29 protein-coding genes are annotated in these 23,319 nt (G+C 32.5%); 18 read left to right on the top strand and 11 right to left on the bottom strand.

Annotated features, from left to right (window positions below; all coding sequences use genetic code 11):
- Positions 1 to 879 (top strand): L-serine ammonia-lyase, iron-sulfur-dependent, subunit alpha, encoded by an 879-nt coding sequence (gene sdaAA / locus MUN42_RS09160; RefSeq protein ID WP_243344545.1) that lies wholly within the window; start codon positions 1 to 3, stop codon positions 877 to 879.
- 70 nt (positions 880 to 949) lie between these two features.
- Positions 950 to 1,495: an isochorismatase family cysteine hydrolase gene (locus MUN42_RS09155; RefSeq protein WP_243344544.1), complete on the top strand. Its 546-nt coding sequence runs from the start codon at positions 950 to 952 to the stop codon at positions 1,493 to 1,495.
- A gap of 46 nt (positions 1,496 to 1,541) precedes the next feature.
- On the opposite strand, the gene MUN42_RS09150 is transcribed toward MUN42_RS09155, so the two are convergent.
- From MUN42_RS09150 to MUN42_RS09130, 5 genes are all read right to left on the bottom strand, one after another.
- On the bottom strand, positions 1,542 to 1,859 hold the full coding sequence (locus MUN42_RS09150) for a hypothetical protein (protein ID WP_243344543.1): 318 nt from the start codon (positions 1,857 to 1,859) through the stop codon (positions 1,542 to 1,544).
- A 56-nt stretch (positions 1,860 to 1,915) separates the two neighbouring features.
- The gene (locus MUN42_RS09145) at positions 1,916 to 2,173 is read right to left on the bottom strand and encodes a hypothetical protein (protein WP_243344542.1); all 258 of its coding nucleotides are present in this window, start codon (positions 2,171 to 2,173) and stop codon (positions 1,916 to 1,918) included.
- A 128-nt stretch (positions 2,174 to 2,301) separates the two neighbouring features.
- Positions 2,302 to 2,571: a hypothetical protein gene (locus tag MUN42_RS09140; RefSeq protein ID WP_243344540.1), complete on the bottom strand. Its 270-nt coding sequence runs from the start codon at positions 2,569 to 2,571 to the stop codon at positions 2,302 to 2,304.
- A gap of 247 nt (positions 2,572 to 2,818) precedes the next feature.
- Positions 2,819 to 3,160, bottom strand: a complete 342-nt coding sequence (locus MUN42_RS09135; protein ID WP_243344538.1) for a hypothetical protein — start codon at positions 3,158 to 3,160, stop codon at positions 2,819 to 2,821.
- Between the two features lie 2 nt (positions 3,161 to 3,162).
- Positions 3,163 to 3,720 carry a hypothetical protein gene (locus MUN42_RS09130; RefSeq protein ID WP_243344537.1) on the bottom strand — a complete coding sequence of 186 codons (558 nt, stop codon included), beginning with the start codon at positions 3,718 to 3,720 and terminating at the stop codon, positions 3,163 to 3,165.
- Between the two features lie 162 nt (positions 3,721 to 3,882).
- On the opposite strand from MUN42_RS09130, the gene MUN42_RS09125 reads away from it, so the two are divergent.
- Together MUN42_RS09125 and MUN42_RS09120 are read left to right on the top strand one after the other, a co-directional pair.
- Positions 3,883 to 5,223, top strand: coding sequence for an MATE family efflux transporter (locus MUN42_RS09125; RefSeq protein WP_243344536.1), 1,341 nt, complete (start codon positions 3,883 to 3,885; stop codon positions 5,221 to 5,223).
- Between the two features lie 122 nt (positions 5,224 to 5,345).
- Complete coding sequence (locus tag MUN42_RS09120) at positions 5,346 to 5,981, top strand: hypothetical protein (RefSeq protein WP_243344535.1); 636 nt, start codon at positions 5,346 to 5,348, stop codon at positions 5,979 to 5,981.
- 495 nt (positions 5,982 to 6,476) lie between these two features.
- Here MUN42_RS09120 and folK read toward each other — a convergent pair whose 3' ends face one another.
- Genes folK through MUN42_RS09095 form a run of 5 tightly spaced genes read right to left on the bottom strand, consistent with a single transcriptional unit; the run spans position 6,477 to position 9,277 of the window.
- Positions 6,477 to 7,292 (bottom strand): 2-amino-4-hydroxy-6-hydroxymethyldihydropteridine diphosphokinase, encoded by an 816-nt coding sequence (folK, locus tag MUN42_RS09115; protein WP_243344534.1) that lies wholly within the window; start codon positions 7,290 to 7,292, stop codon positions 6,477 to 6,479.
- On the bottom strand, positions 7,285 to 8,121 hold the full coding sequence (gene folP, locus MUN42_RS09110; protein ID WP_243344533.1) for a dihydropteroate synthase: 837 nt from the start codon (positions 8,119 to 8,121) through the stop codon (positions 7,285 to 7,287). Before folP ends, folK begins: the two co-directional genes overlap by 8 nt.
- 9 nt (positions 8,122 to 8,130) lie before the next feature.
- Entirely contained in the window at positions 8,131 to 8,607 is a 477-nt protein-coding gene (locus tag MUN42_RS09105) for an HD domain-containing protein (RefSeq protein WP_243344532.1), read from the bottom strand.
- On the bottom strand, positions 8,604 to 9,143 hold the full coding sequence (gene folE / locus MUN42_RS09100; RefSeq protein ID WP_243344531.1) for a GTP cyclohydrolase I FolE: 540 nt from the start codon (positions 9,141 to 9,143) through the stop codon (positions 8,604 to 8,606). The genes MUN42_RS09105 and folE overlap by 4 nt, the downstream gene beginning before the upstream one ends.
- Positions 9,113 to 9,277, bottom strand: a complete 165-nt coding sequence (locus MUN42_RS09095; protein WP_243344529.1) for a hypothetical protein — start codon at positions 9,275 to 9,277, stop codon at positions 9,113 to 9,115. Before MUN42_RS09095 ends, folE begins: the two co-directional genes overlap by 31 nt.
- Before the next feature lie 311 nt (positions 9,278 to 9,588).
- On the opposite strand from MUN42_RS09095, the gene MUN42_RS09090 reads away from it, so the two are divergent.
- The 12 genes from MUN42_RS09090 (at position 9,589) to MUN42_RS09035 (ending at position 21,404) form a co-directional block, all read left to right on the top strand.
- Complete coding sequence (locus MUN42_RS09090; RefSeq protein ID WP_243344526.1) at positions 9,589 to 10,401, top strand: amino acid ABC transporter substrate-binding protein; 813 nt, start codon at positions 9,589 to 9,591, stop codon at positions 10,399 to 10,401.
- 2 nt (positions 10,402 to 10,403) lie between these two features.
- Complete coding sequence (locus MUN42_RS09085; protein ID WP_243344525.1) at positions 10,404 to 11,048, top strand: amino acid ABC transporter permease; 645 nt, start codon at positions 10,404 to 10,406, stop codon at positions 11,046 to 11,048.
- Positions 11,049 to 11,056: 8 nt separating this feature from the next.
- A complete protein-coding gene (locus MUN42_RS09080; protein WP_243344524.1) occupies positions 11,057 to 11,713 on the top strand; it encodes an ATP-binding cassette domain-containing protein in 657 nt (218 codons plus the stop codon).
- 115 nt (positions 11,714 to 11,828) lie between these two features.
- On the top strand, positions 11,829 to 12,098 hold the full coding sequence (locus tag MUN42_RS09075) for a hypothetical protein (RefSeq protein ID WP_243344521.1): 270 nt from the start codon (positions 11,829 to 11,831) through the stop codon (positions 12,096 to 12,098).
- Positions 12,099 to 12,111: 13 nt separating this feature from the next.
- Complete coding sequence (locus MUN42_RS09070) at positions 12,112 to 12,321, top strand: hypothetical protein (protein ID WP_243344520.1); 210 nt, start codon at positions 12,112 to 12,114, stop codon at positions 12,319 to 12,321.
- A 6-nt stretch (positions 12,322 to 12,327) separates the two neighbouring features.
- Positions 12,328 to 14,163 (top strand): radical SAM protein, encoded by a 1,836-nt coding sequence (locus MUN42_RS09065; RefSeq protein WP_243344518.1) that lies wholly within the window; start codon positions 12,328 to 12,330, stop codon positions 14,161 to 14,163.
- The gene (locus MUN42_RS09060; RefSeq protein WP_243344516.1) at positions 14,153 to 15,076 is read left to right on the top strand and encodes a radical SAM protein; all 924 of its coding nucleotides are present in this window, start codon (positions 14,153 to 14,155) and stop codon (positions 15,074 to 15,076) included. Before MUN42_RS09065 ends, MUN42_RS09060 begins: the two co-directional genes overlap by 11 nt.
- On the top strand, positions 15,076 to 16,590 hold the full coding sequence (locus tag MUN42_RS09055; protein ID WP_243344514.1) for an ABC transporter ATP-binding protein: 1,515 nt from the start codon (positions 15,076 to 15,078) through the stop codon (positions 16,588 to 16,590). The genes MUN42_RS09060 and MUN42_RS09055 overlap by 1 nt, the downstream gene beginning before the upstream one ends.
- Before the next feature lie 36 nt (positions 16,591 to 16,626).
- On the top strand, positions 16,627 to 17,112 hold the full coding sequence (locus MUN42_RS09050) for a hypothetical protein (RefSeq protein WP_243344513.1): 486 nt from the start codon (positions 16,627 to 16,629) through the stop codon (positions 17,110 to 17,112).
- Positions 17,113 to 18,881: 1,769 nt separating this feature from the next.
- Positions 18,882 to 19,640: a site-specific DNA-methyltransferase gene (locus tag MUN42_RS09045; RefSeq protein ID WP_243344512.1), complete on the top strand. Its 759-nt coding sequence runs from the start codon at positions 18,882 to 18,884 to the stop codon at positions 19,638 to 19,640.
- 11 nt (positions 19,641 to 19,651) lie between these two features.
- Positions 19,652 to 20,557 (top strand): type II restriction endonuclease, encoded by a 906-nt coding sequence (locus MUN42_RS09040; protein ID WP_243344511.1) that lies wholly within the window; start codon positions 19,652 to 19,654, stop codon positions 20,555 to 20,557.
- A gap of 7 nt (positions 20,558 to 20,564) precedes the next feature.
- A complete protein-coding gene (locus tag MUN42_RS09035; RefSeq protein ID WP_243344510.1) occupies positions 20,565 to 21,404 on the top strand; it encodes a DNA adenine methylase in 840 nt (279 codons plus the stop codon).
- A gap of 55 nt (positions 21,405 to 21,459) precedes the next feature.
- Here MUN42_RS09035 and MUN42_RS09030 read toward each other — a convergent pair whose 3' ends face one another.
- On the bottom strand, positions 21,460 to 22,116 hold the full coding sequence (locus tag MUN42_RS09030) for an HAD family phosphatase (protein ID WP_243344509.1): 657 nt from the start codon (positions 22,114 to 22,116) through the stop codon (positions 21,460 to 21,462).
- A gap of 103 nt (positions 22,117 to 22,219) precedes the next feature.
- Here MUN42_RS09030 and MUN42_RS09025 point away from each other — a divergent pair, with 103 nt between their 5' ends.
- Both MUN42_RS09025 and MUN42_RS09020 read left to right on the top strand, forming a co-directional pair.
- Positions 22,220 to 22,759: a chromate transporter gene (locus MUN42_RS09025; protein WP_243344508.1), complete on the top strand. Its 540-nt coding sequence runs from the start codon at positions 22,220 to 22,222 to the stop codon at positions 22,757 to 22,759.
- Entirely contained in the window at positions 22,752 to 23,312 is a 561-nt protein-coding gene (locus MUN42_RS09020) for a chromate transporter (protein WP_243344507.1), read from the top strand. The genes MUN42_RS09025 and MUN42_RS09020 overlap by 8 nt, the downstream gene beginning before the upstream one ends.
- Positions 23,313 to 23,319 lie beyond the last annotated feature (7 nt).

Raw genomic sequence — 23,319 nt, 5'->3', positions numbered from 1 at the left:
ATGAAAACTACTATGAAACTACTAAAAGAAAGATGTCGAGAAGAGGGAATCGAACTTTGGGAGCTTGCCCTAAAAGACGAGCTTGCCATAGGCGATAGGAGTGAAGAAGAAATCTGGGATAGACTACAAAGAACCCTAGATGTAATGAGAAACTCAGCCAAGGCAGCACTCGAAACAGAAGTAAGATCGGTTACAGGCATGACTGGGGGCAATGCCAAGTCCATGCACGATTACTTCTTGAAGGGCGAATCAATACTTGGAGAAATTCCGTCAATAGCTATGGCTATGGCCCTATCAACATCAGAAATAAATGCTGCCATGGGAATAATAGCTGCAGCACCAACTGCAGGATCATCTGGTATCCTTCCAGCAAGCCTAATGACCATGGCCTACAAGTACCACTACAGCGACGAGGAACTCAAAAAAGCCCTCCTAGTAGCAAGTGCTATAGGTCAAGTAATCTTTGACAATGCGACCTTTGCAGGTGCTGAGGGAGGATGTCAGGCAGAAACAGGATCAGCAGCAGCTATGGCTGCGGCAGCAGTAGTCTACCTCAGGGGTTATGACATAGACATTCAAGAAAATGCTGCAACAGCAGCCATTCTCAACATCCTAGGACTTGTCTGTGACCCTATAGGGGGCATGGTAGAATTCCCTTGTAATATTAGAAATGCCAACGGAGTCATGAATGCCCTTGCCAGTGCCGATATGGCCATGGCCCATGTAAAAATGGTAGTAAGCTTTGATGAGGCGGTAGATGCTCTAAAGAGAGTAGGAGATTCTTTGCCGGAAAGACTTAGAGAAACAGGAGAAGGCGGCATAGCTGTTTGTCCTTCAGCCCTCAAACTAAAGGCAAAATATATAGACAAAGAAGACTAAAATATAGTCCATGGGTTTCCTGTGGACTATTTTTTAAATTCCCATATAATAAACAAAAAAGGGGAAAACAATGAAAGCACTAATAAACGTTGACTACACCTATGACTTTGTGGCAGAAGATGGGGCCTTGACAGCAGGAGAACCAGCCCAAGACATTGAAGAAGAAATCGTAAAAATCACAAAAGAAATGCACGATGAGGGAGACTATATAGTATTTGCCATAGACGATCACAAAGCGGGCGATGAGTTTCACCCAGAAACCAAACTATTTCCAGCTCACAACATCCACAAGACAGAGGGCCAAGACCTCTACGGAAGACTCCTTGACTACTACAAGGAAATAGAAAATGACGACAATGTCCACTATTACTACAAGACCAGATACTCAGCCTTTGCAGGGACTGACCTTGACCTAAGACTAAGGGAAAGAGATATAAAAGAAGTCCACCTAGTAGGAGTTTGCACAGATATATGCATCCTCCACACAGCAGTAGATGCCTACAACCTAGGCTATGACATAGTCATCCATGAGAAGGCCGTAGCATCCTTCAACCAGGCAGGCCATGATTTTGCCCTAGAGCATTTCAAAAACTCCCTAGGAGCAAGAATCGTATAAAAAATATACTCTCGCAAGCCACAAGGGATATTGCGAGAGTTTTTTCTTAGAAAGTAACTTCATCCAAGTTTTTATAAACATAAAAGGGTGCTACTAGCAAGCCAAGTATGTCATATGACCAAAACAAAAGCCAACTAGAGGAACTTTTCTTGTTATGGGCTATTATATAGGCTGGGTAGGAAAAAGGAATTGTTATTGTAGCCCAAATCCTTAAAAATAAAACTAGGTACTTGTTTATATTGAGTTCACCAACCACAATATTAAATCCTACTATTAGGAAAATAACAACTAGCCAAAGACCTATGATTACTATATAGTCAAGGACTGTTTTCGGCTTACCGAGTCCTTGGTATAATAAGGTCATAAGGAGTTTTTAAAATTTATTCATATATATTTCCTTTCTTTATATTATCCTATAATTTAATTTCCGAAAAGGTTTACAAAAAAGTCGGGTTTGGTTATTGTGATAATGTACAAAAAGCAAAATAACCATATAAGTACAACGGATATGCTAATCTTTTTATCTTTGTCAAGCCAAGTTACCAAAGCAAGGGCTAGCGTTGATACTATATTAAAAATATACGTTGCTGGTGATGGGCTATTGTAATGAAAATAGATTTCAAAAGGTATCAAAAGTACAAATAAAACCTGATAAACTTTTAAATCGGTATTTTTCATAAAACCCTCCTCAATACTTTATTTATTTCCCTGTTATTATTATATAATCATAGGAAAATGTTTTTGTCAGTGATTTTAACTGTAATAAAGGATTGTTTTGCTTATTAGATAAGCTGTAATTAAAATTCTTAGATTATAGGGTAATCTCTAAATAATAATATAATTGTCAAAATAATATTTAGAGAACAGATAATGCAGACTAAAGCAAAATCCAAATTTAATTTTTTGCCATCTTCCAGGTAGGCCATTACTATAAGTCCTAAGCTTGCAAGGATATTAAACACTTCTCCTACAAGGGACTGATGGTAGTGAAAGTAGATACCTAAAGGAAGCATTATTAGAAATATAATCTCATAAACCTTTAATTTTTTATATTTTTTTCTTCTATTATCATCCATAAGACCATCCCTCCATTAATTCTTCTTATTTTTATGCTTAGGGAAAATATTTAAATATAAATTTTCCCATCAAAACAAATTTTGTTTTCTATACTTTGACAAGTTGCACCTAGTGTTGTTAAATATCAAAGAGTAGAAAGTTCAACCCTACAGACCATGGATTCGCCATCGAGCATTTCAAAACTCCCTAGGAATTATATAAAAAGAAACTCTCGCAAGCCACAGGGAATATTGCGAGAGTTTTTTCTTAGAAAGTAACTTCATCCAAGTTTTTGTAAACATAAATAGGTGCTATAAACATACCTATTATACTTTTAAAACGAAATAAATACCATGTGCCAGGTAGTTTTTTATTTGTAGCTATACTCCAAGCTGGGAATACAAAAGGAATTGTTACTGTAGCCCAAATCCTTAAAAATAAAATTATATACTTGTTTATATTGAGTTCACCGAAGACAATATTAAATCCTACTATTAGGAAAATAACAACTGCCCAACCAATTAGGGTAGCGACATAACCAAAAGCATCATCAGGCTTTTCAGCTTTTTGATATATTAAGGTCATAAGTAGTTTTTTAAATTTATTCAAATCTAAAATTCACCTCTACAATTATATATACTAAGTGCGATAGATGCTCCCTTAACAATAAGATTTAAGTCATCAACGCTTTTTCCAAGAGCCTTTGCTGCAACAGATATTATCAAATCAGCAGCTTCTCCCCAAGCTTTGTCTGCTATAAAGTCTTGTAATGCTTGTAGTAAATCTCCGGTAAATAAGTCCGCAATCCAACCATATTGATCACTAACTACACAAACTATGCCGTCTTTTACACTTCTATCTTGTCTTGATAAGTATATTTCATAGATTTGCTCAGCGTCTTTATCGCCTTTGGCAATTTGCTCTTTAAGTAAGTCAACGTTTTTTATTATGTAATAGCCATTTTCATCCAAATAACCTATTTTATCGAAGTATAATTCTAATTCATCAGCTAATCTCTTTGTAGCTTTTTCTAATTCTTGCTCACTTATTGTTTCGTTATTCACATTTTCTTTTGATGCTAATACAGGTTGAGCCACAAAAGGGAAAACCATAGCAAAAGTCATCATCACTGCAAAAATTTTAATTTTAAATTGTTTTAAATTCTTCATAAAATCCTCCTAAATTATTTGATTTATTCCCTGTTAATAGTTATATACCCGTATGAAAATGTTTTAAACAATTGTTTGTGGTATAACCAAGATTCAAATATACTTTGACAAGTTGGCTTTTGTATTGTTAAATATTAAGGCGAATATAAATAGGAGATGTGTATGGATAAGAATATAGATTTAACTAAGGGACCTATATTTAAAACCCTTGTCAGACTTTCTATTCCCCTTGCTCTAACGGCATTTATTCAAATAGCCTATGGTTTTGTTGATACTATTTGGATAGCAAGGATTGGAACTGATGCTGTGGCAGGGGTCGGCATAGCAGGCTTTGTCTTTTGGATAGCAAATTCCCTAGGCCTTATCCCCAAGGTCGGTACAGGTGTCTTTGCTTCTCAGGCTTATGGTGAGGGTAATGAAGATGAAACGGTCAGGGTTATTAATAATGGAATGATCCAGGCAGTCTTTATAGGCCTTGTCTTTTCAGTCTTTGTCTTGCTAATCAGAAATAAGTTTATAGAGCTTTATAGCTTGGGAGGGCCAGCAGAGAGGGCAGCCAAGGAATATCTTTTTATAATAGGGCTTGGACTTATATTCTTTTTTATAAATCCGATGTTTTCTCAAGTTTATACAGCCCTAGGAGATAGTTTGACCCCCTTTAAGATTAATGCCCTGGGCCTTGTGGCAAATATGATCCTTGATCCCTTGATGATTTTTGGCTATGGACCCTTTGCCTACCTTGGAGTGAGGGGAGCGGCCCTTGCTACTGTTTTAAGTCAGGTCCTTGTAAGCCTTGCCTTTATAATTTCTATTATAAAAGATAAGGGACTTATAAGAAAGGCCTTAACTAGGGTTGATTTTAGGGACAATTGGCAGGTGGAGATTTTTAAACTAGGCCTTCCTGCAGGACTATTAAGTGGCTTCCATGCTTCTATTTCTATGATATTAAATAGGTTTATGGCAAACTTTGGGCCGACACCTGTGGCAGTTGCATCTATCGGCTCACAGATAGAGTCTATCTCATGGAATACAACCGAGGGTATCCAGGTCGGTATCCAGGCTCTGGTAGGGCAGAATTATGGCGCCGAGAACCTTGCTAGGGTAAGGGATTCTGTTAAGGTAAGCTTTAGCCTAGTAGCAGGGATTGGACTTGTGGGATCTCTCGTCCTATTTATCTTTAGGTACAGGCTCTTTGCCTTATTTACTCCAGGAGACTTGGAAGCTATAAGACTAGGGGCTGACTACCTCTTTATCTTATCATTTAGCCAGTTCTTTATGGCAGTTGAGATAGGTCTTGCAGGATGCTTCAATGGTCTATCCGACACTATGACCCCTGCCCTTATAGGCATAAGCATGAACCTCTTGAGGATACCTATGGCCCTTATCTTAATGAATTTTATAGGAGTCCATGGAGTATGGGCATCAATGTCCATAAGCTCAATCTTCAAGGGAAGCCTCGCCATGGCTCTTATAGTAAAAAAACTAAGAAAGATTGGAAGTTAAAAGCTAAGACTTGCTGGGAGATAAATAAAGCTCGGCAAGTCTTTCATTATAATAATTTGTTATAAATCAAAAAAATGGGTAAGAAAGTAAGGAAAAGGTTTCAAATAATTTAAGGAGGGTTTATGAAAAAAGCAAAATTTAGAATACTTGCATTATTAACTTCACTTACAATAACGACTCCAACTTTATTAACACCATCTTTTGCTTCAGATATGGTTATTAACAATACTAAAGAAGATGTGGTACCAATCAAAAATGATAGATGTAAAGTAGTAAAGGATAATGAAGAAGTTAGGATCGTTACTTATGCAGAAAAAAATGTCGATTTTACATTGATTTACTATAAAAATGCGAAATTTTTAATAGTAAAGAAAATTTCTAATGGTAAAATAAGCACTAACATTTATAAAAATAGTGATCCTATTTTATACACTTACTTTTCTCCATGGGATTATAGTAAAGATGGGAAATCTTATACTTTAACCGCTGTCATTGATACGAAAACAGTAACAAAAACTGCCTCATATACAGGTGAAAATGTAGGAAATATTGATAGATTTATAGATGCTGTTGAAGATGTAAAAGGAGATGAGCTAGCATTAATTGGAACAATTGGATTTGGTGCTCTTAGTGCTATTTACACTGGTGGTCTTTCATTGCCAGCAGCTATTTCTGCAGTATTTGGTTTAACTAAAGAAGGTAGTACTATGTTAGAACATTACGATAGAGCCAGGGAAGCATTCTTAAAAGTAAAATAGAAGTTATGAGATATAACATGTCTAATCCTATTTTATTCCTACTAGCTTTATTTAATTTTATTATTTTTATTAAACTAGCTTTTAAGGAAAGAAGATATAAGAAAATAGATCATAAATTCAAGAAATTCGCCTATATATTAGGACTTGTTTTGGGAATAGTATGCACATTTTTAGTAATGTATTTAGAAATAAGGTCTTTAATAAAAGGATAATTTAATGATCTGATTTATTTTTAAGATAATAAGGAGAAAAAATATCGGTTTAATAAATATATGGATTTAATAAGAGAAAAATACCATTATCTAGTGATTATCCTAGGGCTAATAATATATCCGTGCCCTATCTCTTGAGGGAAAAGTTAGCAAAAAGAGGAAGATAGCTTACCAGATCCTAGGATTTATAATCCTTGCCATAGGGTGTATAATAGGCAATTTAAAAGCAATCTAAAATAAGAGCCTTTACCAATTAAGGTAGAGACTCTATTTGTATTGGGGCTTAATTTGAGTTTAGGTCCCTTAGTAGCTGTTCTATGGTTTTGTGGCTTATGGGATCTACATATTTGGGTGCTATTTCCTTTAGGGGTTCTAGGACGAAAGCCCTTTCTCTCATATAGGGATGGGGGAGACTTAGTCTTTGTGTGTTTATGACAAGGTCATCTATAAGGATTATGTCGATGTCTATGTTTCTAGGCCCCCGAGCTTCTTTTCTTACCCTACCCATAGTATTTTCTATACCTTGTAGGTGAGCAAGGAGGTTGTGGGGAGTGTAAAATGTGGATATTTCTACTCCTGCATTTAGGAAGTCATCCTGGTCTTCCTTGCCCCAGGCCTTGGTTTCGTAGTAGGAAGATTTTTTCTTTATCTTGGTGTAGTCATCTTCTATAAGGGAGATAGCCTTATCGAGGTTGGATTTTTTATCTCCCATATTTGATCCTAGGGAGATGAGGGCCCTATGTCGTTTTCTCTTTATTTCTATATAGACAGTATCTAGATCTAGACCTACTGGTGCCCAGGGTTTTTTGACCCTTAGCCTTACTTCATTTACAAGGGGGTAGGTCCTTAGGATATATTGGGCGACTTCTTCGCTAGCACTTTCTATGAGGTCATGGGACTTGTCGGTAAAGACTTTTTTTACTCCATGGGCTAGATCCCCGTAGTGAACGCTCTTTGTGAGGTCTTCCTTTATAGCTGCCTCTTGGCAATCAAGTCCTAGGTCTATATCAATGAGAAACTTTTGACCCAGTGTCTTTTCCTCAGGGAAGACTCCGTGGTTGGCAAAGACTACCAAGTCCCTTGCAACTATCCTATCCATTGTAGGAACTCTTTTTCTTTCCCTCTGCCATAATTTCTGTAGTCATGGCTAAGGCTTCCTTGTTTGCTTTTACATCATGGACCCTAAAGATAGAAGCACCAAGAGTCGCTCCATAGACAGTGGTCGCGATAGTACCAGCTAATCTATCTAGGGGATTATCTACTCCGGTTGCAGCTCCTATAAATCTTTTCCTAGAAGTTGCTAGAAGGACTGGGTAGCCAAGTTTTACATAAGAGTCTAGGTATTTTATGGCTTGGAGGTCCCGCTTGTAGTTTTTGGCAAAGCCTACTCCAGGATCGAGGATTATCTTATCGTCCCCAATGCCTGCTTCCTTGGCAAGCTTTATGGACTCCTTGATATCTTCTACATAGTTAATTTTAAAGTCCTTATATTCTGCCACTTCCTTATTGTGCATAAGGATAACTGGGGAATCGTGTTTTTTGACAACATCTTTCATATCGGGATCCTTTTTGAAACCCCATATATCGTTGGCTATGTCTGCTCCAGCGCTTAGGGCAAGGTCCATAGACTCAGCTTTGTAGGTGTCTATTGATATAGGAATATCAGAAAACTCCCTTATTTTTTCTATAACAGGCAAGACCCTATCCATCTCTTCCTTGGAAGATAGGGGAGTGTGACCAGGTCTGGTAGATTCGCCACCTATATCTATTATATCAACCCCTTCTTCTATCATTTGCCTAGCGTGGCTCACTGCCTTCTCAACTGTATCAAAATGTCCTCCATCAGAAAAGGAATCAGGGGTAACGTTTAGTATGCCCATAATATATTTTTCGTTCTCAAAATCAAATTCTGTATTTCTAATCTTCATACTTCCTCCTTAGTAGCTTATCTCTAGGTTCATTTTTTTCTTAGGCCAATTACACTTTTGTTGGGCAGGGCATACTAGGCAGGGCCTTGAGAGCTTATCTGCCTTATAGAAAATAGCAGAGAAGTCATCCTCACCCTTATCCTGCCTATGACTTCTTATAGCTCCTAGGATCATATCCCTTTGGTCTTCATCAAAATCACTATCTTCCAAAAAATCCTTGGCTAAGTCAGAACTTGCTTGGTCGTGCTCCCTGCCAGTCTTATACTCGCTCACCCTCCCTATATCGTGGAGGAGGGCAGTGGTATAAATTAAATCCTTACTTATATCGAGCTCTGCTTCTAGGGTGAGGATATAGGAGATCCTTGCGACCGACAAGAAATGCTCTAGGTCGTGCCTGCAAAAAATCCTATCCCTTTCCAAAAAGACAAGCTCTTTTAGAAGCCTTTGGTATTTTTCTGAAAAGAAAATCTTGTTAGTGTTTTTCATAGACCCATCATCTTGAAGGCCTCGTCCTTGTCAATATCACCCAGACTCACCACAGACCTTGTATAGGTGCCAGGCTTTTTGACACCCCTCATATTCATACACATATGCTCAGCATCAGTAACAACCACAACACCCTTAGCGTCTAGGTCATCCATAATAGCCTTTGCTACTTGGAGTGTGATCCTCTCTTGGAGTTGGGGTCTCTTGGCAAAAACATCCACAGTCCTAGCAAGCTTAGATAGGCCTGCTACCCTGCCATTTGGGACATAGGCAATAGAACACTTGCCCCAGAAAGGAAGCAAGTGGTGCTCACACATAGAAAAAAAGGGAATATCATTTTCTGCTACCATAGTCTCAGATACCAGTTCAAAGGTTTTGGCTAGGTGCTCCTTTGGATCTTGGTTTAGCCCTTGGAAGATCTCCTCATACATCCTAGCAACCCTCTGAGGAGTTTCGATTAGCCCCTCTCTATTAGGATTTTCTCCAATCGCATCTATTATCATACTTACTGCTTTTTCAATTTTTTCTCTATCCATTTTTCTCCTAAAGGATGTGAAAAGGGGAAGCCTTTAGAAACTTCCCCTAGTAAATACATATTTACAAAGCGGAAGCGATAGACGCCTTTTAACCTTAATGCGAGTTTCCACATCCCATAAACTCCATCTAACATCGTCTATCTACTCTTTGTAAGTTCATTATAGTATTAGGATAAGAATTATTCAAATTATGTCTATAATATTACTTAATCATATAAGGATAAGACTAAGCATATTTTTATTAATGAAGCTAAGAGAATTTGGAAAATAAAAAATAAAAACCAAGATGAAAGTTTATATAAATATAGGGCATAAATGCTTTTTGAGCCATAAACTTTGGGTTAGGCAATATATTTTACAAAAAAATTTGAAATTATTTAAAAAGAAGTTATAATAATTTTATCAAATCATCTTGATAATACAATAATTAATTAAAGGAGATAAAATGAAAAAGATAATTAGAGAGATTTTTTGCCTGCTAGCTATATGTTCTTTTACAGCTTGTGGCAATAATAGTACTGAAAATCAAGCGAGTACTAGTTCGGATGAGACGGCTGATAATAAGGGGCTAGAAGATAAGACCTACATAATAGGACTTGATGATACCTTTGCTCCTATGGGATTTAGGGATGAAAAGGGAGAGCTTGTAGGTTTTGATATTGACCTTGCCAAGGACCTTGCAAATAAACTCGATATAGAAATAGAATTTCTACCTATTGATTGGTCAATGAAAGAGACCGAACTAAATCAAGGAAATATTGATATGATTTGGAATGGTTACTCTATAACAGAAGAAAGAAAGGAAAAAGTTGCCTTTTCTGACCCTTATATGAGCGATAGGCAATTTATAGTTACCCTAAAGGAGTCTAATATAAATAGCAAAAAGGATCTAGCTGGCAAAACAATAACAGTTCAAGAAAACTCTTCAGCCATAGATGCTATGAACAAGGACCAAGAATTTGTAGACTCTATTGGAAAACAAGTAGAATATCCTACTAATAACGAATGCTTTGCTGATGTAGAGAGTAAAAGATGCGATGCCATAGTAATAGATGAACTGTATGCACGCTATTATATAAAAACCAGCAACAAAGAAGATAAATTTAAAATACTTGATGAAACTTTTGACAAAGAAGACTTTGCTATTGGGATGAGAAAAGAAGATAAGGATTTGGTAGAAGCAGTAAATAAGGCTCTAAAAGAGCAAAGAGAAGATGGTAGCTACGACAAAATATATAAGAAATGGTTAGCTGAATAATTATGGAAATTATACAAAGGTTGTATCCCCTTCTAAAAGAAGGATTTTACAATTCATCGAAAGTATTTATAATAACCCTTGTGGTTTCAATTGTTATGGCCATACCTATCTCTTGTGCTAGGCTTTCTAAAAATAAGCTATTAAGCTCCGCAGTTAAAACATACATATATGTAATGAGGGCGACGCCCCTACTACTACAATTAATGTTTATATTTTTCGGTTTGCCTATGCTTCCAGGCGTAGCCATAAGCCTAGATAGGTTCCCGTCGATATATCTCGCATTTATACTAAATTATACGGCATACTTTGCAGAGATATATAGGGGAGGCATCCAATCAATAGATAGGGGACAATGGGAAGGTGCTAAGGTATTGGGACTTTCCAAAACTTATACCTTTGCTAGGGTAATATTTCCCCAAGCCCTTTACAGGGTATTTCCATCTATATCCAATGAAGTAATATCCTTGGTCAAGGATACATCATTAATATATATTTTAGGAGTTACCGATATACTAAAAGCAGCAAAATCAGTATCAAACACTATGGCATCAATCCTGCCCTACCTATATATCGGTATAATATACCTCTTGATAGTTGCAATCTTAACAAAAATATTAGAGAAAATAGAAGAAAAAGTATCAATTTAGGAAATACTATGGAAGTAAAAATAAGAAATCTAAAAAAATCATTTGATAAAAAAATAATTTGGGACAAGCTCTCTTGTAATCTTAGGTCAGGAGAAATTGTTTCAATCCTTGGGAGGAGTGGTGAAGGAAAGACTACCTTTTTGAGAGTTATAAACGGACTAGAAGACTTTGACTCAGGTCAAATACTCATAGATGATAAAATTTATAATCCTCAAAACCAAGAAAAAAGACAAATCGGCATGGTATTCCAATCATATAACCTATTTGCAAATATGAATGTCTGGCAAAATCTAACCTTAGGGCCTAAATACCATAAAATGGATATAAAGACTATGGAAGAAAAAGCAAATAAGTTATTAAATTTATTGGAGATTTCAGATTATAAAGATCAAAAAATTTCGACGCTTTCTGGTGGTCAAGCCCAAAGAGTAGCCATAGCTAGAGCTTGCATGCTAGATCCCAAAATCCTTTGTTTGGACGAGCCGACTAGTGCCCTTGATAAGGAAGCCATAGAAAATTTGATAAAAATAATAAAAATTCTTAAAGTACAAGACATACTTGTGATAATAGTAAGCCACGACCTTGATTTTGTAAAAAAAATATCGGATAGAATCTTGACAATAGTGGATGGTCTATTCAAGGAGGTTGAAAAGAAAAATCTTTAAGCTAACTTGATAATATTTTACATTATTTATAGTAATCCTTAGTATTTATATAAATTTCATAGTTATAAAAAATTAATTAATAAAAATACTTGACAAAGAAAATAATGCTGGTAAAATGGGAAAAAATATAGGAGGAAAACATTATATGGAAGTCACTTTGGATAAAAAAGAAGTTTTAATAAACAAAATGATGAGCTTAAGTATAAATCAGGATAAATCGTTATTGGATATATACGTTGATAATAATTTTGATGAATTAATTGATTTTGAAGACTTTTGTAATCTAATTCAATACAATACAAGTCCACTTGACAAATCGCTAATAAAAGATAATACGGATGTTCAATGTGGCATTAAAATTGGATCTTTGTATCTTAATGTATAATTGAGGTTTTTAAATGTTAGAAGAAAAATTGAAAAAGATATTGGAAGATTACATTGAAAGAGGGGATTTTAGAAAAAAATCTTATTTAGATCTATACATAGATAATGATTTGTTTATAGATATTACTTATGAAGAGTTTATGTGCTTTGTTAAGAATAATAAATTAGAATATAAGAATATAGACAATAATGCTAGCATTGGCTCTTTTTATATAGAGAAATGATGAGCAATGTTTGATATAATATTTGTTGGTGAGCTTGTTATATATAATAACGGGAATTCTCCTTATATAGGTCAGCTTATTTTAAATCAAATTTTAAAAGATAAAGGGTATAACTCTTTTGTCTTTAATACTTTTGATTTTTACAATGATAACGATATAGGAAATTATTATACTTTAGAGTCTATTGAAAAGGTAGGAAATCATATTCTTGAACTAGATCCTAAAATAATAAGCTTATATACTGTATGTGAGACATTTCCACTGACCTGTTTATTAGCTAAATATATTAAAAGTAAGAATGATAGTATTTTTATTATATTTGCTGGACCTCATGCTTCTTTGTTGGGAAATGAAATTTTGATTAATCTAGATTATGTCGATATTGTTGCTTATAGTGAGGGAGAATATGTTGTATCTGATATATTGAATTGTTTGATAAAGAAGAATGTCGATTTATCACAAATCAAAGGTATCTATTATAGAAAAGAAGATGAGATTATGAAAACCAGTTCACCTGAACTAGTAGCCAATATAAATTTACATAAGTATTATATTAAAGATTTGATGAAATTTTGTGATAACAATTCAAGTGTCAACTTGGAAGGTGGCAGGGGTTGCCCGTACAATTGTTCATTTTGTACAACATCTATATTTTGGAAAAGAAAAGCGAGATTGAAGCCTGTCGAAGATTTGATTTCTGAAATTGAATATTATATAGAGAGATACAGAATAAATAATTTTAACATAATTGATGATCTATTTACTTCTAATAGAATATATATAACCGATTTCTGTAATAAAATATTAGAGAAAAATATAAATATATTATGGTCGTGTTCGTCTAGAGCAGATACTTTAGATAATAAAATAATAGATTTAATGAAATCATCAGGATTAAAAAGCATTTACATGGGTATAGAATCGGCATCTGATGTTATACAAAATGATATAAATAAGAATTTAAATATAGGATATGCAAAAAAAATTATTAAATATTTAGCAAATATAGGAATTGATGTAACTGTTTCGTTGATATATGGCTTTGCCAATGAAACTTTAAATGAATTTAAGAAAACTATCAATTTTTATGAGGATTTTTTTGAATATAATAATATAAATTTACAATTACATATCTTTTCACCGTACCCTAAAACTGAAGAGACTAATAAAGTAGTAGATAAATTATTTTTGAATGAAGAATCTTTACATTTACCATTACATCAGTACAAAATATTAAAGAACAAAGATTGTAAAGTATTTGTAGAAAATAACAAAGAATTATCATCCTCTTTTTATGATTTTGATAGTGAAATAAGACAGGATTACGCTGTTATATCAACTTTGAATGAGATCCTAATGACTATGAAAATATATTTTCCAATTATTATAGAAAATTCAGTCAAAAAAATTGGTATGCTGAAATTATATAAAATGATGGAAAAGGATTTAAAGTCAATTAAGTCAGATATATCTAAAATTGAAGAAATAGATGATGACTTCGAATATAAATATATAAACAAAATAAAGAATTTAATTAATGAAGAGTATTTTAAGCCGATATTAATTGGAGATTTCAAATATATATATTTTTTAGAGTTAAAAATTCTGAATAAATTATTATTTGTAAATAAAAAATGCTTTTTTTCTCTATGCTCAAAAGTAAATATAAAGAAATTGTATTTAAATAAAGAAATTGAATTAAATTCCGGAATATATGTGATATATGGGGATTTATTTAACTTCGATTTTTCTTATTGCACTAATGAGAAAGACTATGAAATAAGGGAAAAAATACTTATTAAATCAGGCTATGAGCCTATTGGAGAGTTAAATGAATTATAATTCTTGTGCAATTGAAGTAAATAAAAAATGTATTTTATCATGTGCACATTGTTGTCAAGATTATAAGTATGGTTATGAGTATATTTCTTTTTCTTATTTCAAAAAAATGATAGATGAAATATGTAAATGTGATAGAATTAAAGCAATATGTCTAACTGGAGGAGAACCTTTTTCGAATACTGATATATTAATCAAGTATTTTGAAATATTGGCTAATACCGGTAGGTATCTAACGTTAGTAACGAGTGGGTTACGGGCTAATAACTATGAATTTACTTATTCACTTCTAATTAAATTAAATAAACTTGGCTTAAAAATGATAACAATTAGTGTAGATGAGTTTCATTATAAATTTGTCAAAAGTCAAAATTTAATAAATTTGTTGAAGGTTTGTAATAAATTAAATATTAAAAGTGAAGTGCAGATTGCAATTATTAATAGCAGTAACTTATCTGAAAATATAAACCCTATAAAAAAATATTTAGCAAGATCAAATATCAGAGTTTTCCCTGTTTATCCGATTGGCAGGGCTAGTATAATACAAAAAGAGGAAATAATTAATTATAATTTGTATGATAATTTAAAATGCGGAAAAGGATATTCTTTCGAAATAGAGTATGACGGATCAGTTAATCCTTGTTGTTCACCTTATGCTAAATATATAGATTTACATTTGGGAAATATTTATCATGACAGTATATTTAAGATTTTTAAAAATCTTGAGAATCATTTAATACTTTTATATCTTAGAAATAAAGGATTTAGACCTTTTATTAAAATAGCTGAATCAAAAGGTATAGCTTACCCTGATAGAGTAACCTCATCTTGTGAATTGTGTTATTACCTTTTTTCAGATAATAAGTATCTTGATTATATTTTATCACTTAATGATTACTTGACAAAGGAGAAATAATGAAAAAGAAAATATATTATATATTAATAAGTTTGCTGTTGCTTATTACAGCTTTAACCTTATCTATGATGGGAATATACACAGGAAAAATTGTAACAGCTATTTCAAATTTGGATTTAAACGCTTTTAATATAAGCTTATTTGTTATGCTTCTTCTTGTAATTATTAATTTTACATCTTCAAACATAGCTTTTAGAATGATATTTAATCTAGGTATGGAAGAGTTTACCTTTTTAAAGAATGAAATCTTTAAAAGGGACATAAGAAGTAAATCGGAGGCAAATATAGCCAATTATACCACTAATACGGAGGCACTTTATTCTAGCAGATTTATGGTTATCTTTAATATGATAAATTTATTTTTTACCATGATTTTTGCTGTACTTTCAATAATTTATGTAAATTTCAAATTGCTACCTATAGCTGTAATAGCTTCAGCTTTGCCTCTAGTAGGACCTATAATTTTCGGAAAAAATATCGAGAAAAAATCCAAGGCTTTTAACAGTTTTTATGATTTTTATCAAAAGTATATTGCAAAGAGAATAGGAAATAAAAATGAATTTATAAGGTATCAGATTGAAGAAGAAGTTGTAAAAGAAAAAAATCTAATTGAAACACAACATGAACAAAATAGAAGAGATTTAAAGTCTATAAATATCCTATCCAACATAAGTTCACAAAGTTTAGGTTCATTATCTTATTTACTTATATATTTGTCAGGTGGTTATTTGGCTTTTAAGGGAGAGATAGAAATAGGAGCAATACTGGCAGTTGTACAACTTATGAATTATTTAGTTGATCCTGTCATTTCTCTGGCATCACTTATGAATATGTACAAGGAAGCTAAGCCTATATACGATAAGGTAAAAGATTCTCTAGTTACTCCTATAGTAGAAAGAGAAAAAGTACAGTTATCAAAACCAATTGAATTAATAGCTAAAAATATTGATTTTTCTTATGACGATAAAGTTATATTAAAAGATTTTTCCTATAAATTTAACTATGGTAAAAAATATTTGATTAGGGGAGAAAGCGGAAAGGGAAAGTCTACCCTTGCCAAAATTCTAGCCGGTGAAATATCTCCTAAAAATGGTGAAGTTTTGTTAAATAATCAAGATATATCCAGTTTTGACTTTAGAGATTATATTTTGTATGTAGATCAAAAGCCTACTATATTGGATAAAAGTGTAGAAGAGAACATAAAATTCTATAGATCAAGTAATATGGATATAAAGGCCTTGATGGGAAAAGTTAATTTAAAGAAAAATCAAGATAACTTAGTTAGCTCCGAAGAAGGTCTATCTGGTGGAGAGATGATGAGGATAGCTATATTAAGATCTCTGGTCGATGTAAATCCTATAATGATATACGATGAACCGACTTCAGCTATAGATCAGGTAAATTCAAATACAATATTGAATGAGCTACTTTCCTTGGATTCAACAGTAATAATAATCTCCCACAAAATGGATGATAATATTATCAAGAAATTTGATGAAGTTATTGAGATATAGTAATAATGCTAGAATTTTCAATAGATATAAGGATTTATGAAAAAAGCACAAGATATATGTAGGCTTGCCGCTATTATAGCTATTTGTGTAATATTTAGAGTATATGTTAGAGTATTACCCAATGTTCAAATCTTAACACCTATGGTTGTTTATTATGCAATTAAAAGAAAGATGTGTGAGGCAAATATTATAAGTACATTGGTTTTGATAATAAGCGATTTTTTGATAAGTCCGGATTTTTGGATTATTTTACAGATACTGTCTTATTTTGTAGTGATAATATTTGCTTATACATTTAATAAATTTGCTAATAAGAATAGTTACTATATTTCTCTTATTATGTTTTTATCAGGCTTTGTTTACGGATTTTTTATTACGATTTTACAAAGTCTGTTATTAACAGGGTTGAATAATTTTTGTGTTTTATATTTAAGTTCTTTACCTTTTGATTTATACCATGGATTAGGTAATTTGTTCATATATTTTTTTATAATAAGAAATATAAAAAATTATATCATATAAATATAGGGTGTAATATATAAATTAAGGCTCTTTGTCAAATCGTCTTGGTAAAAAACAATTATCAAACTTAGCTAAAACCCTGGAAATAGTATAGGAGGAAACAAAATTATCAAAAGCCATATCATTTATAGAAACCTTCGTAGTAAGAGCGAATAAAATAGACCTCTTAACTTGATTGGAAATACAACAATACTCATCAACAATAATAGAAGAAACAAGAAAATAACGACCATAAGACTTGCAAAACATATTTTATTTCTTCAAGTAAATAATAAGAGTATAATAAAAGTCTTACAAGAGAAATTAGGACAAGAATGATTGGTTAGCATTAATAAGCGAATACTTAACTCTCCTAATAACCTTATGGTCAATAGCATTCTAAAATTCTATATTAGGGTCTTTGACATTTAGCAAATTTGTAAAAAAATAAGAAATAGACATATTTAATCTGATTTAATGTTTTGTTGTAGCTAATTCAATCATAAGGTAAATGATTAAATATGTCTTCTTTTTTTAAAAATCGAATTATAAAAAGTGACAAATCATCAATAACCATTACCAACACGATATGTTATAGACCCTAAATTAATAACAAAGGCAATATAATATTATTAAGTAAAGAGTAAGAAAATATTGGAAATAAAGTACAAATAATCCTTAAGTTGTTTTGTAATTTGTTGATATTATTATCAAATTTCAATCGAAAGTATTTAATCTTTATAAGTTTTATAACGTGTAAAATCAAATGCGACAGTATATGTAAGAAAAAACTCATACTAACTTCGTATAAAATGTAATAACGACAAAAACATTTACGGAGGTTTATATGAGTTATATACATCTTAGCCTAAATGATAGAAATAAGATAGAGGTATAAATAAGATAGAGGTATTAAAACAAGAGGGGGTATCATTACGAACAATAGCAAAAATTCTTGGATTTTATCACTCGACTATTTCTAGAGAGTTAAAAAGATGCAATAACACTTATTCGGCTATAGAAGCAAGCAAAGATAGAGATGCCAAATCTTCACATAAAGGAAGAAAAAGCAAAGTTACAGAAAAAATAAAAGATAAAATCATTGAGAAATTGAATTGTAAGTGGTCTCCAGAACAAATTGCTGCTACTGTATTAAAAGGTGTAGTTTCTTTTAAGACTATATACAATTGGCTTTATTCAGGACGAATTCAATTTGACATAAGTAAACTTAGAAGAAAAGGAAAATCAAGAAAAACTAAGGAAACTCGAGGCAGATTTAACCTTGGAACATCCATAAGAAACAGACCAATCAAAGTCAAGAAAAGAGTAGAGTTTGGACACTAGCAATTAGATACAGGAGTATCATCTAGAGGAAAAAGTAAAGGATGCTTAGCTACATTCGTTGATAGAAAAACAAGATTTTATATAGCATTACCAATGTAAGATAGAAGTAAGTCTTCTATCTTTGAAACAATAAAAAAACTATATCACTCACTTCCAAAAGAATCTTTGAAGAGTTTTACTTCAGATAGAGGTAAAGAATTTCTTGTTATGTTGAAGCTTAAAAGCTAGGAATTGACTTTTACTTTGCTGATCCATATTCAGCATGGCAAAGAGGAATTAACGAAAATTCGAATGGAGTACTAAGAAAATATTACCCAAAGAAAACAGATTTATCTAAAATTGAATTAGAAGAATTAATTTCATTTTTGACTATATTTTTTATTATTGTTATTATATAAATATCAAATCCAATTATTTAAGGTAGTTATAAGGTGGGGCATATTAGAATGGAAAAATTAGATAAAAAAACAGTCATATTTAATCAAGATGCTTTTACTGTATTGCCAAAAATAAAAAGCGATAGTATAGATCTTATAGTTACAGATCCTCCTTATTTTTTATCTAATGATGGCATAACTTGTAAATCTGGCAAAGTATCATCCGTAAATAAAGGCGATTGGGACAAAGCCAAAATTCCAGTAGAGACGTTTTATTTTGAATTTTTAAAAGAATCAAAGAGAATATTAAAACCAAATGGTAGTATATGGGTGTTTGGAACTATGCACAATATTTATTATATAGGATATCTTATGAACAAATTAAAATTCAAGATACTAAATAATATAACGTGGCAAAAAACAAATCCAGCACCTAATTTATCTTGTAGGATGTTTACCCATTCAACAGAAACTATTTTATGGGCAAAAAAAAGTTCTAAAAGTAAGCATTATTTTAATTATGAATTAATGAAAGAATTAAACAACGGAAAGCAAATGAAAGATGTACGGACAACATCTACAGTTTCAAAAAAAGAAAAAAGATTTGGCTACCATCCAACTCAAAAACCTATAAGTATAATTGAAAGAATAGTATTAGCATCATCTGCTGAAAATGATCTTGTACTTGATTGTTTTATGGGCTCTGGAACTACCCTAGAAGCTTGTATTAAATTAGATAGAAGAGCAATAGGAATTGAGAAAGAAAAAGAATTTTATGATATAGCTAAAAACAGACTGATTTTTACAATAAATAATAAGTATAATTGAGGAAATTAAATATGATTTTAAGCGAGTACCAAAATTTAAAAACTAATGAAAAGATAAAGTATTTTATTGATACTTTAAGTGTAACAAATAAAACACCTGATTTTTTTGTGAACTGGGAGAAGGTTGTTAATAATACAAGAAAATACGAGGTGGAACTAAATACATTAAATTATTTAATTGGAAAAGAGAACATAGTAGAAGAAGCTACTAATTTATTTACCTCTCAACCAAACTTACTAAAAGCGATCCCTTCATTAATAGCTTGTAGGGATAGTAAAATAGATATACTATTTCTAAAAGGGAAGAATATGGAAATAGAAAGTTTAAATTTTCATAATATAGATACAAATAATATTGAAAAATATGTTGACTTTTTAAAAAAATCGGGCTTGTTAGATTTTTTGAAGAAAGACGCTAAGAGAAGCTTGGTAGATTATGTTTATGGTGTTGAGACAGGATTAGACACCAATGCTAGAAAAAATAGGTCTGGTACTAATATGGAGAAAATCTTAACAAGAATACTTGAAGATATATCTGAAAAATTTAAATTTGAACACATGGAACAAGCTACTTCAGATAAAATTTTAAAAGAATGGAATATAAATGTCCCTGTCGATAAGTCAAAAAGAAGATTTGACGGAGTCTTATTTGATAAAGAAAAAAATAAACTTTATGTATTTGAAACAAACTATTATGGAGGAGGGGGTTCAAAACTCAAGTCTGTATCTGGAGAATTTCAAACCCTTAATAACCTAGTCAATACTTCAAATGATGATGTCGTATTTGTTTGGATAACTGATGGTCAAGGATGGAAAAGCTCAAAAATACCATTAGAAGAAGCTATGGAAAATATAGAAAATATTTTTAATCTTAAAATGATTGAGGATGATTTTCTTAATGATTTATTATTAAGGTAGGAATATATTGAATAGAAAAAAATTGATCCCTTTTACTAAATGGACTGGTGGAAAAAGACAGCTACTTAGAGAGTTAAATGACAATCTACCAGTGGATTATAATACTTATTATGAGCCGTTTGTAGGTGGTGGTGCACTTTTTTTTGATTTGATGCCCCAAAATGCAGTCATAAATGATTTGAATGAAGATTTAATGCTTTGTTATAAGGCTATTAAAAATGATGTAGACAATTTAATATACCTATTAAAAATACATGAAGAAAATAATAGCAAAGAATATTATCTAAAGGTTCGAGATATTGACAGAAATATTTCATATAAAAATTTATGCAGTACGGAGAAAGCTGCTAGACTAATGTACATGCTAAGAGTCGATTTTAACGGACTGTATAGGGTTAATAGAAAAGGGCAATTTAATGTACCTTATGGTAAATATAAAAATCCAAAAATTGTTAATGAAAGTTTGCTCAGAGAAATAAGTGAATATTTAAATAATACAAATATCAAAATATTAAGTACACAATTTTTTGAAGCAGTATCTGATGCCAAAAAAGGTGATTTCGTATATTTTGATCCTCCTTATATCCCGATATCAGAAAGTAGTTCTTTTACTTCATATACTAAAGATGGATTTTCTTTAGAAGATCAAAAGAAATTAAGAGATACTTTTATAGAGTTGGACAAAAAGGGTGTTTATGTAATGCTTTCCAATTCGTCTTCTCCTATAGTCTATGAATTGTATAAAAATTATAAAGATAATATTATAGTTGTCGGTGCTAACAGAATGATAAATTCTAACTCTAAAAAACGTGGTAAAATTAATGAAGTTATAATCAAAAATTACTAATCTATATAAAATACCTAAAGTTGGATTTGTGATCCAACTTTTCGGGAAAAGTATATTATATTGATTTTATATCTATATCACTTGCCTTATCTAGGACTGTATCGGCTTCTTTTTGTATATCGTCCCATTCTCTTTTGTTGTAGGGGAAGTCTTTTATGCCCACTGTCTTTATGCCTTCTTTTTTTGCTGCCTTTAAGGCGTAGAGGGCATCATCGAAGAGGGCGATTTCCTCTGGTTCGCATCCGAGTTTTGCTATGCAATAGGCCCAGAAGTCGCTTTTTGATTTTTGGGACTTAACTATATCAGGTGTGGCAAAGAAGTCGAAGTAGTCGAAGATTCCTAGTCTCTTAAAGGCTTTTTCTAGGTAGGTGTAGTCAGTTGAGGATGCGACTGCCATTTTTATTCCTAGGTTCTTGATATTTTTTAATAGGTCTTCTACCCCTTCTTTTGGTAAAACGTCATAGCTATATGACTTATCCAAAGAATTTCTATAATAATCTAAGATTTCTTCATGGGTCATATCTTTTGCTATGTCTTTTGCTATCAAGATGGCTGTATCTGTTATGGACAAGGCTTCTAGCTTGCCCTTTTCTTCCTTGCTTAGTTTAGGGACAGTGAAGTTATATTTGGCTAGGAAGTTTTTGTTTAGGTTTTTCCATACTCCCATACTATCAAGTAATGTTCCGTCTACGTCAAATAATATTGCTTTCATTATTCCTCCTAAGTCGTCTTTTTGTTTTCTTGCATACACTATACTCTTTTAATTTCCTTTATTGAACAAGGATTTTGTTATATAATTGACCTAAGGAGATGTTATGAATAAATTTGTAGAATTGTATTTAACTTTTGTAAAGCTTGGATTTTTTACCTTTGGAGGAGGCTATGCCATGCTGCCTCTCTTGGAAAGGGAAGTAGTTGATAAGAAGAAGTGGGCGACTTCTGATGAGATTTTGGATTATTATGCTATAGGTCAATCGACGCCAGGGATTATTGCCATTAATACTGCGACCTTCTGTGGCCATAGGGTTGGGGGAAACCTCGGAGGGGTCATAGCCTCCCTTGGTTTTATAACCCCATCTATTATAATCATTACCCTTATTGCTAAGTTTTTGGAGACCTTCTCGGAGTTTGCTTTAGTTCAACATGCCTTTGCTGGGATTAGGATTGCGGTGTGCGCCCTTGTCCTTTATTCTGTGATAAATATGCTAAGGAAGAATGCCGATACGAAGTTTAAGCTCTTGATTTTCTTCTTGACCTTTGTGGCCATAGGGATATTTTCGCTATCACCTATAGTAGTTGTACTTGTTGTTGGCTTTGTAGGTTTTGTTTTAGGAAGGATGGGTAAAAATGCTTAGGTTGATGTGGGAGTTTTTTAAGGCTGGTCTATTTGCAGTAGGTGGAGGGATGGCGACCATTCCTTTCTTATATGAGATCGGAGAGAGCTTTGGATTTTATAGCTCAAATGAGCTTTTGGATATGATAGCTGTATCTGAGTCCACTCCTGGAGCTATAGGGATAAATATGGCGACCTTTGCAGGAATCAAGGCCCATGGTTTTTGGGGTGGAATAGCTGCGACTCTTTCTCTTGTGGCAGGACCTGTTATTATTATTTTGATAATAGCCAAGATGATGGATAAGTTTAAGACTTCTAAATCTGTTAAGGATATTTTCTCTACCCTAAGACCTGCAACAGCTGGACTTATCCTTGGAGCTATGAGTGAGGTCCTTATTATAAGTTTGTTTGACTTTGATAGCTTTAGGGTGAGTCTAAATATTTTTGACTTGTTTAGGTTTCTTCCCTTGGTCCTCTTTGGGATATTCTTATTTGTCTTGTTTAAATTTAAGAAGCTAAGTCCTATTTATATAATAGGAGCTGGGGCCTTACTTGGGATTGTCTTGGGCCTATAAATGCAAA

This window comes from Anaerococcus sp. AGMB09787, from assembly GCF_022808955.1.
Classification (GTDB): Bacteria; Bacillota; Clostridia; order Tissierellales; family Peptoniphilaceae; genus Anaerococcus.
This window is presented reverse-complemented; position numbering and strand designations above follow the sequence as displayed.

What these genes read in the sequence shown, in the direction of transcription:
- sdaAA (WP_243344545.1), top strand. Translation starts at nt 1, where the DNA reads ATGAAAACTACTATGAAACTACTAAAAGAAAGATGTCGAGAAGAGGGA.
- MUN42_RS09155 (WP_243344544.1), top strand. Translation starts at nt 950, where the DNA reads ATGAAAGCACTAATAAACGTTGACTACACCTATGACTTTGTGGCAGAA.
- MUN42_RS09150 (WP_243344543.1), bottom strand. Translation starts at nt 1,859, where the DNA reads ATGACCTTATTATACCAAGGACTCGGTAAGCCGAAAACAGTCCTTGAC.
- MUN42_RS09145 (WP_243344542.1), bottom strand. Translation starts at nt 2,173, where the DNA reads ATGAAAAATACCGATTTAAAAGTTTATCAGGTTTTATTTGTACTTTTG.
- MUN42_RS09140 (WP_243344540.1), bottom strand. Translation starts at nt 2,571, where the DNA reads ATGGATGATAATAGAAGAAAAAAATATAAAAAATTAAAGGTTTATGAG.
- MUN42_RS09130 (WP_243344537.1), bottom strand. Translation starts at nt 3,720, where the DNA reads ATGAAGAATTTAAAACAATTTAAAATTAAAATTTTTGCAGTGATGATG.
- MUN42_RS09125 (WP_243344536.1), top strand. Translation starts at nt 3,883, where the DNA reads ATGGATAAGAATATAGATTTAACTAAGGGACCTATATTTAAAACCCTT.
- MUN42_RS09120 (WP_243344535.1), top strand. Translation starts at nt 5,346, where the DNA reads ATGAAAAAAGCAAAATTTAGAATACTTGCATTATTAACTTCACTTACA.
- folK (WP_243344534.1), bottom strand. Translation starts at nt 7,292, where the DNA reads ATGGATAGGATAGTTGCAAGGGACTTGGTAGTCTTTGCCAACCACGGA.
- folP (WP_243344533.1), bottom strand. Translation starts at nt 8,121, where the DNA reads ATGAAGATTAGAAATACAGAATTTGATTTTGAGAACGAAAAATATATT.
- MUN42_RS09105 (WP_243344532.1), bottom strand. Translation starts at nt 8,607, where the DNA reads ATGAAAAACACTAACAAGATTTTCTTTTCAGAAAAATACCAAAGGCTT.
- folE (WP_243344531.1), bottom strand. Translation starts at nt 9,143, where the DNA reads ATGGATAGAGAAAAAATTGAAAAAGCAGTAAGTATGATAATAGATGCG.
- MUN42_RS09095 (WP_243344529.1), bottom strand. Translation starts at nt 9,277, where the DNA reads ATGTTAGATGGAGTTTATGGGATGTGGAAACTCGCATTAAGGTTAAAA.
- MUN42_RS09090 (WP_243344526.1), top strand. Translation starts at nt 9,589, where the DNA reads ATGAAAAAGATAATTAGAGAGATTTTTTGCCTGCTAGCTATATGTTCT.
- MUN42_RS09085 (WP_243344525.1), top strand. Translation starts at nt 10,404, where the DNA reads ATGGAAATTATACAAAGGTTGTATCCCCTTCTAAAAGAAGGATTTTAC.
- MUN42_RS09080 (WP_243344524.1), top strand. Translation starts at nt 11,057, where the DNA reads ATGGAAGTAAAAATAAGAAATCTAAAAAAATCATTTGATAAAAAAATA.
- MUN42_RS09075 (WP_243344521.1), top strand. Translation starts at nt 11,829, where the DNA reads ATGGGAAAAAATATAGGAGGAAAACATTATATGGAAGTCACTTTGGAT.
- MUN42_RS09070 (WP_243344520.1), top strand. Translation starts at nt 12,112, where the DNA reads ATGTTAGAAGAAAAATTGAAAAAGATATTGGAAGATTACATTGAAAGA.
- MUN42_RS09065 (WP_243344518.1), top strand. Translation starts at nt 12,328, where the DNA reads ATGTTTGATATAATATTTGTTGGTGAGCTTGTTATATATAATAACGGG.
- MUN42_RS09060 (WP_243344516.1), top strand. Translation starts at nt 14,153, where the DNA reads ATGAATTATAATTCTTGTGCAATTGAAGTAAATAAAAAATGTATTTTA.
- MUN42_RS09055 (WP_243344514.1), top strand. Translation starts at nt 15,076, where the DNA reads ATGAAAAAGAAAATATATTATATATTAATAAGTTTGCTGTTGCTTATT.
- MUN42_RS09050 (WP_243344513.1), top strand. Translation starts at nt 16,627, where the DNA reads ATGAAAAAAGCACAAGATATATGTAGGCTTGCCGCTATTATAGCTATT.
- MUN42_RS09045 (WP_243344512.1), top strand. Translation starts at nt 18,882, where the DNA reads ATGGAAAAATTAGATAAAAAAACAGTCATATTTAATCAAGATGCTTTT.
- MUN42_RS09040 (WP_243344511.1), top strand. Translation starts at nt 19,652, where the DNA reads ATGATTTTAAGCGAGTACCAAAATTTAAAAACTAATGAAAAGATAAAG.
- MUN42_RS09030 (WP_243344509.1), bottom strand. Translation starts at nt 22,116, where the DNA reads ATGAAAGCAATATTATTTGACGTAGACGGAACATTACTTGATAGTATG.
- MUN42_RS09025 (WP_243344508.1), top strand. Translation starts at nt 22,220, where the DNA reads ATGAATAAATTTGTAGAATTGTATTTAACTTTTGTAAAGCTTGGATTT.
- MUN42_RS09020 (WP_243344507.1), top strand. Translation starts at nt 22,752, where the DNA reads ATGCTTAGGTTGATGTGGGAGTTTTTTAAGGCTGGTCTATTTGCAGTA.